Below are 15,521 nucleotides of genomic sequence, written 5' to 3' on the forward strand. Positions count from 1 at the left end.
ATCGGGCTAGCTTCTTGCAAGCGGTCTGATGCGTATTTCGCTATTTTCTCGATCAAATGTGAATAATTGGTGACGTCGTAATAACGGCGACCCCAGCTAAGGGGCCGCCGTCACCTGCCCGATCCACGCTTTTACTCGCGCATTCAGTTCGGTTAAATCCGGCACAGCCGTTTCTTCATCGCGAAGTCGATAGCGCTGCTTCAATGCCAAAATACGCCTAACGCTTTCATCGATTCGATCGCTGGACAGCTTTCCCGACTTCACCTCGCGTAACAACGCGTCTCGAACCTGTAAAGCATTATCATATCCGTGAGCAATCATAACGATATCGCTTCCTGCCTGAACGGACGCTACCGCCGCCTCAGCGATGCCATAGTTTTTAGTAATGGCGCCCATCGTTAAATCGTCGGTCATAACAACCCCGTCATAATGCATTGTACCTCTTAGGAGCCCGCCGATAATGGGAGTGGACAGAGAAGCCGGTTTATCCGCATCCAGCTGTGGATATAAAATATGCGCGACCATAACCGCATCCGCTTGCTGTTCAATAGCCGCTTCGAAAGGCAGCCATTCCAATTTCTCCAGCTCTGCTTTCGATTTGCGGACAATCGGCAATTCCAGATGCGAATCGACGGCAGTATCGCCGTGCCCCGGAAAATGCTTTACTACCGGAATAATACCGCTCTCCCGAATGCCTTCCATCTCGGCAATGCCAAGGCGGGCGACCATCTCGGCCGTGCTGCCGAACGATCGGCTGCCTATAATCGGATTGCGGGGATTGCTGTTTATGTCGAGTACGGGAGCAAAATTCATATTCATGCCCGTTAGTTTGACTTGCTCGGCCAGCAGTCTGCCCATTTCGGCAGCCGCTTCGGCATCATTCGTCTTGCCTACCGTCTTATTGGAAGGAATCGCGGTGAACGACTTCGGCATCCGGTTCACTTTTCCGCCTTCCTGATCGACGCCGATGAGCAACGGCGCAGGATGCCCCGCATTCGCTTGTTTTAAAGCATTCACCAAGGCTACTGTTCCTTTAAGACTGCCCATATTTCTGCCAAACAAAATGATGCCGCCGATTTTCTCTTTTTCAATCATACGAACAGCGCCCGGATCAATCGTTTCTCCGTCAACGCCGGCGATAATCATTTGCCCGATCTTATCCTCAAGCGTCAGACCGGCGAGCGGATCTTCCGTAGGCGTCGGTTGTACGATCGGAGCTTGGGTAGGAGCCGTAAGAGGCGATTGCGGATCGGCAGGCAGCGGCCGGGAACAGCTCATGACAAGCGCCGCCGCTGACAATGTCAACAAGAGCGCCCCTTTTTTCCGAAACGAGCGATAACGAAAGAGCATGTTCGACGCCAAAAGCCGTTTTTCCCGCTTGTCCTGCACGAATCGAATCCGCATACGAAACGTTCACCTCATCCATCGATATGGAAATAGTATATCCATCTATTCATCTTTTTTCCATCCCGTCATATCTTGAGTACCTCCTCCGTTTCGACTACACTTGGGGGAAGAGTAACGGGCGCAGCGCACTTTTTCCTTGCCCGGATAAGCCCAGGAGCTGACACACACCATGAGAAATCGTCCTCCCAACTTAGATCAAGCCGCCGAGCATATCATTAATATTTTGAAACAAAAGCTGCATGCCGACGCCATCGTTATCGCAACGACCGACGGCTTCAGCGACAACCGAGTCGTAAAAGCATTCAACCGGCAGGAGCCGGCCGCTCGAAACGGCGCTTCGTTAGCCGAGATTACGGGCAGCTACGCTCCTGACGCTTTCGTTTCCGTCCCCATTTTCTGTGCAGCGGATTCCGTATGCGGCGTGATTATTGCGGGAGGAAAGCCAAGTTTCGAGCTTCAGCCGGACGAGCTTACCCTGCTCGAGTCGATGGCGGCTATGCTCGGTTATGAGATGGAGCTGGAGAACGAAGCGGTGACGGACAGCCTCACTGCTTTGTACAACCGGCGTTATTTGGACAACCTGCTTGAGCATGATGAAGTTCCGCCAGCCGTCCTCTTTATCGATTTAAATGATTTTAAAGCCGTTAACGACCGCTTTGGCCATGAGGCCGGCGACCGGCTGCTTGAGCAAATTTCTGCTCGCTTGAAAAGCCAAGCCGGCAGTAACGACCGCATCATCCGATACGGCGGCGACGAGTTTCTAATCTGTTTCGGCGATAGGGCCAACGAGTCTGCTATCCAAACCGTGCGCGCCAACATCGAGAAAGCGTTCCAGCAGCCCTTTCTCATTGGCGATCTCACTATTCCGATTTCCGCAAGCATTGGCTTCAGCCGCAAGGACGACAGGCAAACCGACCTGAGGCAGCTGATTGTAAATGCCGACCAATCCATGTACGACTCCAAACGCCGATACAAAAAAACCTTTGAAGACGAATAGGGCTGTGGTCGTCACAGCGGCAGCCGGATACATGCCGGTTGCCCGTAACGCCTGCCCTTCTTCAAAGGTTTTTTAATTCGCTTGCTTGTTCGAAATGCAGCTCACAGATCGTACCTTGATTCAATTTGCTGCGAAACATCATTTTTCCGTTCATCGATTGAACCAGGCTCATAACAACCATAAGTCCAAGCCCCGTACCGTTCGACTTCGTTGTGAAATACGGCTTGCCTAGACGTTTTACATGCGAATGGCTCATTCCCGTGCCGGTGTCTCGAATAAAAATTTGTACCGTACCATTGTTCAGCTGCGTCTGCACCGTAAGCGTGCCGCCGTCCGGCATCGACTCGATCGCATTCTTCATGACATTCAGCATAATTTGCTGAAACTTCTTCGTCTCGCCATAAATAAACATCTTTTCCTTCGTCAGATGATGAATTTGAATAGCGATATTCGACAGCATGGACAAGGGCTGTAACCAAGGAATGACGCTATTGATTTCTTCTTTAACCTCCAGCTTTCGCTGTTCTTCCGATGTCGGTTTGGAGAAGTTCAAATAATCGCTGATGACCGTGTTCGCGTGTTCGATTCCTTCGAGCGCATGCTGACGATAACGCTCCATCGTGTCGAGATCGACCCCTTTTTTGCCCATCAGTTGAAGAAATCCTTTTGTTGTCGTTAGCGGGTTGCGGATTTCATGTGAAATGGAAGCGGTCAGTTGGCCGATCATCTGATACCGTTCGGATAAAATCAGCTCCTGTTGAACACGCTCCTGATTTTTCACCTGAAAGAAAACATAATTGACGAGTACGGCCGACAGCAGCGTTGCTGCGCAGACAACAGTCAGCTCCACATAATCTAATGTTTTTCCTTGTGCAAGCATCGTCGCTACTGTCACCGTCAGATTGCTGGCAACAAGCAACAGAAACAAAAGCATCATTCGAATATGGGAACCTCCCTTTATCCGATAATGGATCACAAGGCCGGCCAACAAAACGAACGTATTCGGAATTAATACCGTATAAGGATCATTACCGACAATTAACCCTGCGATACTGAATACGATCCAACTAGCCACTGATGGAAAAAGTCCCTCGTACAGTACCGCAAGCGTCATCGATAAGGGGGTTAAATGAAGGGCATAAACGAACGGATCAGGCTTACCGAAGACAAGATAAAGGGCGGAAAACAGAGCCAGTAAAACGACGAACAATTGCTTACGGCGATGACGGCGATAAGTAAATCTCGGCGTTATAACGAATAACAGACTGGCAGTCAAATTATAAAGCAGCCCTTGAATAATAGAAGCCACTATTTCGTAAATAGTTAACAACATCCTTTGCAAACAGAAACTTCACCTTCGTATGATGTCGATAAATAGCGAAATTTCAGTTTATGATCAATTTCTTGTCTAATCATCATACAACAGAAAGCGATTCATTTCCATATTTTATCATATGTATACAAGTTTCATTTTTACTTTTTTTTCCTCCTCTATAAGCCGCCGTCATACCCTTGGCCAATCAAGCATACATATGGTATGAACGGTATTAATCAGTACGGAGGGATAGCGGATGAACCAGGATGAAATCCGCGCGTTAGAGCGGTCAATCGATGAAATAACGGAAATCGCATCCGGTTTCGGACTTGACTTCTACCCGATGCGCTACGAGATTTGCCCGGCCGATATTATTTACACGTTCGGGGCGTACGGCATGCCTACTCGGTTCAGTCATTGGAGTTTTGGAAAAACTTTTAATAAAATGAAGATGCAGTATGATTTCGGTCTCAGCAAAATTTACGAGCTCGTCATCAATTCTAATCCGTGCTACGCTTTCCTGCTTGAAGGCAACTCGCTTATCCAGAACAAGTTGATCGTTGCGCACGTGCTTGCTCATTGCGATTTTTTCAAAAATAACGCGCGGTTTAGCGCCACTAACCGTAATATGGTCGAAAGCATGTCGGCTACGGCTGACCGCATTCACCGTTACGAGATGGACCACGGCTCGGAAGCGGTTGAGAAATTTATCGACGCGGTGCTCGCCATTCAAGAGCATGTTGATCCGTCGATCATCAAGCCCTATCAGCTTGATAAGCAGCGCTACATTGAACTGCTGACAAAAGAAAAAAATCGCTTGAGCAAATCGTCTGCCTCCTCTGATTACGAAGATCTATGGTCCCTTGAGAGCGAGGAGAGCGCAGAGGCTGAGCAAGCGGGCGCGAAGGCTGCAGCGGTCAAGCATTTTCCTCCAGAGCCGGAAAAGGACCTTGTCTGGTTCATCGAGGAATATTCGCCGCTGCTCGAAGACTGGCAGCGCGATATTATGTCCATGCTGCGCGACGAGATGCTTTATTTCTGGCCGCAGATCGAGACCAAGATTATGAATGAAGGCTGGGCTTCCTACTGGCACCAGCGCATCATCCGCGAAATGCCGCTGACGAGCGACGAAACGATCGAGTTCGCCAAGCTGAATTCTTCCGTCGTGGTTCCATCCCGCCACAGCTTGAACCCTTATTATCTCGGGCTGAAAATATTTGAAGATATCGAGAAGCGCTGGGATAACCCGACGAAAGAAGAACGTGAGCGGTTCGGACGTACGCCGGGCAAGGGCCGTGAAAAAATGTTCGAGGTGCGCGAATTCGACTCCGATATCAGCTTCCTGCGCAATTACTTAACGAAGGATCTCGTCAACGAGCTCGATCTGTATATTTTCGAGAAGAAGGGTCCCGAATGGAAAATTACCGACAAGTCCTGGGAGCATATTCGCGACCAGCTTGTCTATTCCAAAGTGAACGGCGGCTTTCCGAGCATCGTCGTCATAGACGGCGACTTCAACCGGATCGGAGAGCTCTACTTGAAGCATAACTACGAGGGTACCGAGCTCGATCTCAAGTATGTGGAACGCACCCTCCCTTATGTCGTTCAGCTGTGGGGCAAAAACGTCCATCTCGAAACCATCGTCGAGGATAAAAAGATTGTGTTCAGCTGCGACGGGAAGAAAACGACGCGGAAGTTTTTGTGAGAGTACGCATGGAGAAATAAAAAGTGGTGCAAGGAGATAAGCATTGTCCTTGCACCACTTTTTTTGTTTTAATGGCTCAAAACCTAATCAGCGCTTGAACGCCAAGGAGGGGAAATGCTGCGGGACAGAGGGGGCTTCCGATCGCTGATACAGCCCGATTCCTTTCTTTGGACCGAAGTTTGCGGTAGGAAACGGGTTTTAAAGGAGACTACTATCGTTTCTCCAGAATCGCTCTGGTCACCTCAGGTTGCCTGTTGTCCGAAAGACCTAGCAAAGTCCTCCAACTGCCGAAGGAGCAGCAGCCTTAGGGGCGACATGAGAAATATGTACGAAATATCATATATAATTTTTCAAAAATCGGGATTTTGGACGATTATAGTTGAAAAATCATATATAATCGAAGCTTTTGCTCAAAATCCGCAAATTATATATGAAATTTCATATAAATTGAAAACCGGAGCTTAATGCCGACATCAGTGCATGACTTCCAGTGAGAGTGAACTCTGCGGGACACAGGGTTCTTCCCATCGATTTTTTTGATTCGATTCAATGACAGTATTATCAGGAGCTTTTAGACAAAAGCTCATTCCTGAAACCCTACTTCGGATGGTATCGTTTATTCTAAAAACGCAGCTTTTCGAGAATCGTCATTACAGTGGCTGATTCGACGTATTCGAGGGTATGAAAAAGAAGCCATCCGAGCTACAGCCCGGGCGGCTTCTCTTGCGTTAATCAGTTTCGTTTCAAAAAGCAATCAAAACGCCGCTCCGGCGCGTAATGCCATCGCGGCACGCGGTGCTCGGTCACACTTCCCTACTCTTACGCCACTTCTTTACTTAACCTCAACCGCCCCAAACTCTAGGTGCACTTCGCAGCCCCCCCGGTCCACGCCGATTACTCCTCTTCCTCCGTCACTACCCGGACAGAGGCGGTTGCCGATCTCGGCGGTCCGTTATCCGAGACGAATGTAACCGGACTGACGATGACTGTATCCTCCTCGACCTCCGGCAGCTTGAACGGTACGCGGATGATTTCTACAGCGCCGATATCGAACACTTCGATACGCACGATCAGATTCAACAGCGGAGCGGTCAGCACGCCGTTCAAAAGCGCTAAATTACCTGTATTTTTTAACGTAATCGTGAAATGAACGATATCTCCCGGATGCCCGACCGGACGATCGACCGTTTCCGTCAGCGCAGCGTTCGGCAGCGATTCCGTTACAATATCGACAGACGCCTGCTGCAGAGGCGATTGATCGGAGAAGACGATCACATCGTTGCGGAAAATCTGTCCCCCTATCGAATCCGCCGGGATCGTGAACGGAAGTGTAAAGGAGCGTGATTCCCCCGGCCCGAGCGACGCGATAATCGTACTGAACTGCAGCAGGGTGTCGATGACATGGACATTCGTTAATGTCCGGTTTGACACATCTGTCTGCGTCCGATCCGATACGTTCGTAATGCGAATCGTCTTCAGAACGACGGCGCCCGGCGCAGCCGTTCCCGGGGTTGCCTCAACGGTCAGTTCAAGCAGCGTAGACGGCAAAGCGGTCACAAACTGCGCCTCGCTCGTTTCCGGCGTCGTTGTCGGATTCTCCGGCCAATTGACCGTCACGCGATTGGCAAACACGGTTCCTTGAAGCGCCGTCACAGGCACCGGAAAGTCGAATTCGACGATAACCGTCTCGCCGGGCGCAATCACCGGCACAATGGCCGTAGTTCCCGTTAAGGAATCGGCTATAGTGACGTTGGTCGCCGGATTCCCCCCCGTATTGGTAATCTCCACCGTATAGCGAACCGATTCGCCCGGCGCTGCCACATCGCGGTCCGGAAGCTTGCTAACCGAAAGCGTCGTCTCCCCTCCGGGAGTCACAATAACGACAACTGCCGCCGTCGCCGATTGCAACGGCGTCTGATCCGATGACACCGTGAACTGATTGACTATGACGCTTCCGTTGGCGGCGCCCGCAGGCACTACAGCGGTTCCGCTTCTAGTGATTGTTGCGCCAGGCGGCAGCAACGCAATCGTTTCGCTTAATCCAAGCAACGGGTCGTTCAGTACGACATTCGTTTGCGCTTCGGATAAAAGACTCGTAACGCTTAACGTATACGTTATAGTATCGCCGGGAGCGGCCGTCGCCCGATCCGCCGTCTTCGTCAACAGAAGTCCAACAGCGGTGACCGTCACGGTGGCTCTAACCTGCTGCTGCCCCGTTTCCGCCGTTTGCACCGTCAGCTCGTTAATAATTTCCGACCCGGCCTGTGCGCTAAGCGGGATGACATACGGTACGACGAACTCTTGTCTCTCGCCAACTAACAAGCTCGGCAGCGTTTGAGAAAAGCCTAACAGCGAATCGTCCAAGCGAACGGCGGTCAGCGGAACGTTGCCAATATTGTCGATGACGATCGTATATTGAATCGTCTGGCCCGGCATCGCCGACTGAACGGAAGGCAGCTTGCGCACCCCGATGCGAGGCTCCGCCAGCACAGCCACATCGAAGCTGGCAGAGGCGTTTGGCGCCTGATCGCTAGTCGCAACCGCCGTGTTGGTATACGTCTGCGGCGGCGTCTCCAGCGGAACATGGAACGGAACGGTAAACGTCTCGGTCTCGCCTACTGCTAGACTTGGGATTAGAAACTGCTCACCGATTGTATCGTCAGCGATGCGAACGTTGGTCAATGCCGTATTGCCCGTATTTGTAACCATTAGTGTGAATTGAATCGTTTCGCCAGGGAAAACCGATATTCGGTCAGCCGATTTCACCAGCTCGATCCTTGGCGCCGGAAGCACCTCAACCACTGTCCCAACCCGCTCCGGCGTCGGCAAATTATCCCCTGTAATTGTCGCTACGTTAGCAATGGTCAAGCCGACCGGCTGCCCCTCCGGAATGACAAATGGCCAATCGATTTCAAAGCTGGTTCCCGTACGAAGCACTTCCACGACTTGATCTAGCCCGAGCAGCGAGTCGACTATGCGAACATTAAACAGATCCACATTTCCCAAATTGTTGAGCGTGATTGTGAAAATAACAGTTTCGCCCGGCGCAGCCGCAGCCGGACTGACTTTCTTTAATGCGGAAAGAACCGGAGATTCGGTAATCAGCAAATCAGCCCTCGCGATAAGCAGCTCCTGCAGTTGGTCAGCCTTTACAAAGACCTCATTGACAATGATGCCTGGCGGATGCTGCTCCGGCACGAAAAAGCCAAGCGCAATAATATGCGTTTCGAACGGATGTAGTACCGGTAAAACAGTAAAGAAACCTAAGAAAGGATCATCAATCACTACATTTGTCAGTGCAACGCTCTCGTTTCTCAGTTCGATGAAGAAAGTGACGTGCTCCCCCGGCCGCACTTCGAAACGATCGGAAAATTTAATTAATTCAAGCGTCGCCTTGTTCCCGAATTTCGTTACAAAGGCATCAATGCCGTTACGGGACGGCTGAAAGGCGCCGGGCGTCGTCGGGTAATCGAACGAAAAGGTTTGGCCCGTTACATAAATGGCCTCCGAATGATCGACGGCTACCCCATTGCCGCTGTCGGTCGAGCTCCCTCCCAGATAAGTGGAGTACTCGAGAAAAGACCCAAACGGATCGAGCATCGTAACGAAGGCATCTGCCGCGCCGTTCAAGAAGGGCTGGAATGCATCAGGCGTTACAGGGTAGTCCGTCGAAGTCGTTTGTCCCGTTACGACTACTTGACGAAATGGAGTAAGCGCCATCGCAAAAGGCGTGTTAGAGGCGTCGCCGCCGATAAGCGCCGAGTAGATCAGGCCGGTTCCGTCGGGATTGAATTTGGTAACATAGACGCGCCGAATGCCTAGGGGCGTCACGAACGAGCCCGGCGTCGTCGGAAAGTCGGGCGACGTCGTCTGGCCGGTCACGTAGGCGTTGCCTGCGTCGTCGACGGCAATCGCATTCGCAGTGTCGTTCAAGCTCGATCCTAAAATCGTAGAGTAGACAAGCGCTGTGCCGGTCGGGTTCAGCTTCGAAACATAGCTGTCGATATCGCCTTGAAGCGTCGTTTGAAAAGCGCCGGGCGTCGTCGGAAAATTGCGGGATACGGTACCTCCCGACACATAAGCGTTGCCGCTGTTGTCGATGGCGATGCAGGTTGCGTCGGTTGTCCCTCCAGAGCCGCCCAAATAAGTAGAATAAACAAGGCCCGAGCCGGCCGCGTTCAGCTTCGTTACAAAGGCAATAGGTACTTCCGTCGGATTCGTCGTCTGAATCGCTCCGGCTGTAACCGGAAAATCAGGGGAATCCGTCTGTCCGGCCACATAGGCATTCCCTGAAAAATCGACGGCAATCCCAAAAGCGCCGTCTCCGCCGGTACCGCCTAAATACGTGGAATAGACGAGCGATCTGCCGTCAGGGCTTAGCTTCGTAATAACGGCATGCGCTCTTGCCGAAGCTACGGCCGGCTGGAAGGCGCCTGGCGTTGTTGGATAATCGTTCGAGAAACAAGACCCAGTTACATACGCATGGCCGGCTTGGTCGATGGCTATGCTCCTTCCGATGTCTCGAGCGCTGCCCCCAATATAAGTGGAGTAGACCAGAGCGGTACCAGTCGGGTCCAGCTTCGTCACGAAAAAGTCCTCCGCGCCCTTCAAAGCCGTTTGAAACGCCCCCGGCGTCACGGGAAAATTGGCGGATATCGTGCTGCCGGTAACATAGGCTTGACCGAAGTCGTCCACCGCAATGGCAAGCCCGTTCTCCGTGCTGCTTCCGCCTAGATATGTCGAATATTCGATGACGGGATCAATAATGAGGGGCTGTTCTCGATTGTAATCATCGATTATATCAAACCCGATGCAGACTCCGCCGTTTGAATGGTTTTCTAGCTGATATCGGCAAGCGACGTACGTTCTCTTGCCGTCTATTTCCTGATAGGCGATAGGCTTCTGGTCAATCAGCTCTCCGAACGGCGTTGTAAAGCGCAACTGGCCCTCTTCATCAATCGATACCGCATCCGCGCCTTCGCACAGCAGCTTGATATCCTCCGCCTTCGCTCCCGGTTTTACAAACCAATCAAACTTCAGCTTCCCTTCCGCTCCTTGTACGACGACATCGATACCTGGCCACAGTCCGCGGTAGGCTGCTGCGCGGTATAGATCCGCGTTCACCCGGTGGTGCGCCGGGTCATTGCCTTTGAAGTAATGGGCCTTGCCCGCTTCCAGCCCTATCCCTTCCAGCTTCACCTCGCGGCAAGCGTCCAAGAAGGTCCATGCCAGCACAACGCCCTTGGAGCTTAGCGCCTCGTCCCCCTCTTGCCCGAGTGTATAGAATGTCAGCAAAAAACGTTCTGCTTCAAACGCGCAGCGAAAGCCTGAAGCTTGTGCCAGCAGCTTCGATTCCTCATTGAATTGGCCTATATTTCTCGCGAATAGCAAAGGCAGCTTAGCGAAAGGAACGGCTTCTCTCAGGCCAGCTGTAACAGTATTCAATATCAGCTCTCCTCCAAGACATTTATCATTAAAGTATGAATGTCTGGGGTTGGAGGTGCCATGATCAGCAAAGCGGCGGCAAACACTACGCTAATGAGCAAGCGGACGCCGTTCAGGACGGCGTCCGCTCACTCATTGCTTTATTGAATCGGAATGCGAATAATCGACTTTTCAGAAATAACTACAGCCGGAAGCTCCATCGTGACAAGCTGTAAGGGCAATTCATGCATCTCCGTGAAAAAGCTCTTGCGGAATGCATAGACGCCTTCTTCCGCGTCCCGGTCCACTGCCGCTTCTTCTCTGACCCGGAGGTGACGGCCTTCTGCGTCCGTAAGCATAAGCACCCACGCCTGCGCGTATGGATTATTGCCCTTTATTTCGTAGCGCAATGTAACGTTTTGTTCGGTAAACTCGGCATCCGTTATAGTCATGGAGCCTGCAGCCCCTTGAGATAGTATTATGGGAAGGCTGCCGGACTCAAGTCCAACCCGAACCGCATTTTCCCGATGCAGACTATCGGCTACACTGTATCGCTTCAACTCCACATAAGCTGGAATCGTTTTTAAAGGAGCGAAGCTCAGCCAATGTTCCACCTTTTCATTGTCACTCTGGCTGGAGCGGCTCATGCCGAGCGGCTCTACTTCCATTCCTCGATCGTCAAACAGCTTGAAATTCGAGACCGCAGATCCGTAAGCATCCATACGGATGTGGGTAGCAGCTGGCGTGAACATAATCTCGTGAATTACGATCTTTGAATATCCCTGCTGGAATTGAGCAGGCGGATCAAATCGTTTGACCGTGATCCCTTCCTGAAGCTTGCGTACCGGAAAAGAAAATTTCCACTCTCCCGTCACTTTATTCATTGTCTTGTACTCGACCTCATCCTCTTTCGGTAAATTGGTCCAGTCCTCCATGCCGCGAAAAGTAAGCGCAACCCGGAACTTGTCCGGCAGTTGCTCCCGCACATCGTAGTTTATGATTCCGACATAGCGGTTTGGCGTGTCCGTCTCCATAATCGTTTCACTTCCGCTTAAGTCGTCGACCGTCTTTCCATTGATTAACAGCTCCCCGTTTTCTGGGCGATACTCGTTAGCCCCCTCTATCACATAACCAATTGATAATCGGAATCCGTCATAAAACACCTCGGTTACAGTCATCGTGATTTGCTGATCCGACGACGGCTCGTTTAGGGCTGCGACCATCCCCCGCTGCGCAGTGGAACGGATCCCGGTATCGCCGATTGCCTCGAAAACGGAGCCGATAAACGGCGCTCTGGATAAAGCCTCCGCCATTCCGGCCGACAACAAAGAGCCAGCCGCCAAAACAACAAAAATTAGGACTGCCGCAGCCCCCGCAAAACCCAGCCGTCGCCGCCGCTTCCTCTTGCCTGCGGAAGCGAGCATCTGCAAGGTTTCGTCAATCCGGGAAGCAACAAGTGGAGGAATCGGTTGATCCGCTTGCTCAAGCTTAAGCATAAGCTTCAATTGATCGTCGTCGAGAAGCCGTTCATTCATTCGTTGCATTCGTTGTTACGCTCCTTTCCGGGCGCAAAAAACGGGCAAGCTTCTCCCGCGCCCTGTACAATCGCGATTTTACGGTGCCTTCCGGCAATTCCAATAGGCCCGCCACTTCCTTGAGCGGTCTATCGTCCAGATAGTACAACGAAACGACCACCCTCAACTCTTCGTCCAACGACTGCAGCGCCTCGCCAAGATCCATGGCCTCGGTTTCTTTGCTTTTACTCTCCGACGCAGCATCGATAGCCTCAGTCTCCATCGTCACAACTTTGCTTTTGTACTGTAAAATCCGCTTGCACTCGTTAATCAGAATACGAAGCAGCCACGTGCGGAAATAGGCAGGCTCTCGCAGCGACCTGATCGTCTTATATGCCTTGAGCACCGTCTCCTGCATCGCGTCGGCACATTCGGCATCAGATTTCAAATAAGCTTTGGCGATCCGGTACATTGCCTGCTCCTCGGTTTTGATCAGCCGCACAAAAGCGGCATGGCGCCCCCGTTGCGCTGCCCTAACGTCATCCTCGTTGTTCTGACTATGCTCCGCCAATCCTTCACCTCTTCTCTGACGATCGATGCCAATTAGATCATGCATAAGCCCGTTTGGTTCACGCTTGTTGAAAAAAAGATCGCTTTTGAGTTCCTATTCTACGAGTAACCAAGCCCAGCAAACGAAAAAGCCGCCGGGGATCATCCCCGGCGGCCTTCCATATACTCTCTCGCCCCACACGGGTCAGACGTCCTGCCGATGCGGATCGGCCAAGTCCGCCGCGCGGGCGTTAGCCTCCACTTGGGCCGGGTCCTTACAGCCGGGAATGACAGCGGTTACGGCCGGATGCCGCAAGCACCAGGCCAGCGCCCAGCTTGCCATATCCGTTCCCTCCGGCACCTCCTCACGGGCAATCTGCTCCACTTCCGCAAGCTTGCGCCTCGTATCCTCCGCATCGTGACGATGGCGCACATCCGTGCTTCCAAAGACGGCGCCCGGTTTATATTTGCCGCTCAAATAACCGCTCGCGAGCGGCACCCTCGCCAGCACGCCCAAATTTTGACGCTCGCAGGACGGGAATACCCGCTCCTCCGGCTTCCGGTCAAGCCGGTTATATACGACTTGAATCGCCTTGGACCCTACTTTGGTCGAAGCGTCTGTTTGATGCAAATTATCGTTGCTTCCGATGGAAGTACCTAAATAACGGATTTTGCCCGCTTCCACCTGCTTATTTAACGTCTCCCACAACTCGTCGTTGTCGAACACGTCGTCGGGACCGGAATGGAATTGGTATAGGTCGATGTAGTCGGTCTGCAGCGCCTTTAACGACGCGTCCAGTTGAGCGACGACGCTCCTTGCATCGAACTTGTCCGTGCGGGTGAAGCGCTCGTGAAATTGATGTCCGAATTTTGTAGCAATTACCCATTCTTCACGGTTTCGCCGGCTTATATAGTCGCCAATCAACGATTCAGACAAATGGTCGCCATAGCATTCGGCCGTATCAATCAGGTTAATGCCAAGCTCCTTGCCTTTATCCAATATGGCGTCGGCTTCGGCCTGACTGTATTCCTTCCCCCACTCGCCGCCGAATTGCCAAGTACCGATCCCGATGACCGAGACGTTCAAGCCAGTACTGCCCAATGTTCTATATTTCACAGTATCGCTCCCTTTCTTCTATGTATTTTAATCGTCGAATTCCATAATGCGAAGCTTCATAAAATACCATGCTAACCCTGATGCCCGCCCGTTCTACGCGCCTCGTCCCGCTCCATCGCTTCCTTGACGTAATCGCGGGGAGACAGTTTATGATTAATGTTGATCAGCAAAGCAATGATGACGATCAGCAGCAAAATAATAACAATTCCCACTACAGCGCCTCCTTCCGGCAGTCCCGGCCGTTCTTCGCTTATTTCTTCCAAAATAGCATACATTCGGAATGAACGCGAGTCTCCGCTCGAAAAAAACCGCTTCATCTCTATAAGATGAAACGGCCGAACCTCCTTATTTTCTGCGTTTGTACTTCCCGTTATAAATAACTTCAACCTTGACGTCGACGCGCTCAAGCGAATGCTTATTCAGAAACGGTTTCGTCCCTTGCTCCGTCTCTTTTCGCCAGACGTCCGGATGCGTCCGGTACAGCTGTTCTCCCAAATTCATTACATCAATTCCTTTGGCAACGCCTGCTTGAAAGGTCTGTTCGATCCGCTCCTGCAAATCGTCCTCGATAAGCTTCGTCATTTCGTCATAAGGAAGCTCTTTGAAATATTCGTACAACGCCCCATAAAAACGGATGCTGATCCGAAATTTCGGCTCGCCGTTCACCACTACCGACTTTATCTTCATGTTTGGCAGCCCCAGGCTAACCGACCCGTACAACGTATCGTCCTTTTTAAGTAAAATTTGTATTTTTCGCATTTCGGGCTGCAGCCAAGGGAAACCGCCCATTTTAGTATGAGGCATATATTCGAACGCCTCATCTTTCCGAAAATACGCCCCGTCAATAAAATATAGAGGCTTATTTTTATTATTCTCGGACCAAACGGACTTGTTAATTGCGATATTCGGCAAGTAGCCGTTGCCGTATTTGCTTCTAATATCAGAGATGAATTGGAACGCCATGACCGATGGATATTGTGAATCCTCCTTATAGGAAGGAAGCGGATTGTGAAGAATGGATTCCAGCGGCGATTCATCAAAAATCGAGCTCATACTGAGCAACTCGTTCATCGGCTCCGAAGTGCCGTACAGCCAGATTGTGTACCGAGTCTCCGGATAACGGATAAACATATCCATGACGTCTTCCACTTTTCCCGCTTTAAGCAAACTATCACTCAGTACGTACGCAGAGACATGCCCCCACGTCATGCGCATTTGCTCGGAGCGGTACAGCTCGTTAATAGCCATCGATAGCGTCTTCCCTCTGCCCTTGCCTACCCAGACAGAAGGCTTCTCATCGGTAACTCCCTCGCCCTTGGAGACGGTGGTGAAGTCGAGAAATTGAACGAATGCGTAATACATGCCGTCCTTGTAATCCAGACCGATTGCTTTGGCATAGCTGTTGCTTTGAATTTCGGTCGAACTCCAGCAGCCTGAAGTCAGCAAGCATACCGCTAGCGACAGGACGGCAAGCGGCAGCCTGCCCGCCATCG

At 51.5% G+C, this 15,521-nt stretch carries 10 protein-coding genes; 2 read left to right on the forward strand and 8 right to left on the reverse strand.

Annotated features, from left to right (window positions below; all coding sequences use genetic code 11):
- Positions 1–96: 96 nt before the first annotated feature.
- The gene (gene nagZ / locus ACFVTB_RS06545) at positions 97–1,404 is read right to left on the reverse strand and encodes a beta-N-acetylhexosaminidase (RefSeq protein ID WP_387746573.1); all 1,308 of its coding nucleotides are present in this window, start codon (positions 1,402–1,404) and stop codon (positions 97–99) included.
- Positions 1,405–1,576: 172 nt separating this feature from the next.
- Here nagZ and ACFVTB_RS06550 point away from each other — a divergent pair, with 172 nt between their 5' ends.
- Complete coding sequence (locus tag ACFVTB_RS06550) at positions 1,577–2,404, forward strand: GGDEF domain-containing protein (RefSeq protein ID WP_387746575.1); 828 nt, start codon at positions 1,577–1,579, stop codon at positions 2,402–2,404.
- Positions 2,405–2,465: 61 nt separating this feature from the next.
- Here ACFVTB_RS06550 and ACFVTB_RS06555 read toward each other — a convergent pair whose 3' ends face one another.
- Positions 2,466–3,737: an ATP-binding protein gene (locus ACFVTB_RS06555; RefSeq protein WP_387747030.1), complete on the reverse strand. Its 1,272-nt coding sequence runs from the start codon at positions 3,735–3,737 to the stop codon at positions 2,466–2,468.
- Between the two features lie 238 nt (positions 3,738–3,975).
- On the opposite strand from ACFVTB_RS06555, the gene ACFVTB_RS06560 reads away from it, so the two are divergent.
- Positions 3,976–5,424 carry a SpoVR family protein gene (locus ACFVTB_RS06560; protein ID WP_387746577.1) on the forward strand — a complete coding sequence of 483 codons (1,449 nt, stop codon included), beginning with the start codon at positions 3,976–3,978 and terminating at the stop codon, positions 5,422–5,424.
- An 894-nt stretch (positions 5,425–6,318) separates the two neighbouring features.
- Here the strand turns inward: ACFVTB_RS06560 and ACFVTB_RS06565 are convergent.
- From ACFVTB_RS06565 to ACFVTB_RS06590, 6 genes are all read right to left on the reverse strand, one after another.
- Positions 6,319–10,869 (reverse strand): DUF7948 domain-containing protein, encoded by a 4,551-nt coding sequence (locus ACFVTB_RS06565; protein ID WP_387746579.1) that lies wholly within the window; start codon positions 10,867–10,869, stop codon positions 6,319–6,321.
- Positions 10,870–11,009: 140 nt separating this feature from the next.
- On the reverse strand, positions 11,010–12,392 hold the full coding sequence (locus tag ACFVTB_RS06570) for a DUF4179 domain-containing protein (protein WP_387746581.1): 1,383 nt from the start codon (positions 12,390–12,392) through the stop codon (positions 11,010–11,012).
- A complete protein-coding gene (locus ACFVTB_RS06575) occupies positions 12,376–12,933 on the reverse strand; it encodes a sigma-70 family RNA polymerase sigma factor (RefSeq protein ID WP_387746583.1) in 558 nt (185 codons plus the stop codon). The genes ACFVTB_RS06570 and ACFVTB_RS06575 overlap by 17 nt, the downstream gene beginning before the upstream one ends.
- Before the next feature lie 183 nt (positions 12,934–13,116).
- Entirely contained in the window at positions 13,117–14,028 is a 912-nt protein-coding gene (locus tag ACFVTB_RS06580) for an aldo/keto reductase (protein ID WP_387746585.1), read from the reverse strand.
- A 71-nt stretch (positions 14,029–14,099) separates the two neighbouring features.
- Positions 14,100–14,240 (reverse strand): hypothetical protein, encoded by a 141-nt coding sequence (locus tag ACFVTB_RS06585; RefSeq protein ID WP_387746587.1) that lies wholly within the window; start codon positions 14,238–14,240, stop codon positions 14,100–14,102.
- A gap of 133 nt (positions 14,241–14,373) precedes the next feature.
- Positions 14,374–15,519 carry a Ger(x)C family spore germination protein gene (locus ACFVTB_RS06590; RefSeq protein ID WP_387746589.1) on the reverse strand — a complete coding sequence of 382 codons (1,146 nt, stop codon included), beginning with the start codon at positions 15,517–15,519 and terminating at the stop codon, positions 14,374–14,376.
- Positions 15,520–15,521 lie beyond the last annotated feature (2 nt).

The organism is Paenibacillus sp. NPDC058071, from assembly GCF_042885235.1.
Classification (GTDB): Bacteria; Bacillota; Bacilli; order Paenibacillales; family Paenibacillaceae; genus Pristimantibacillus.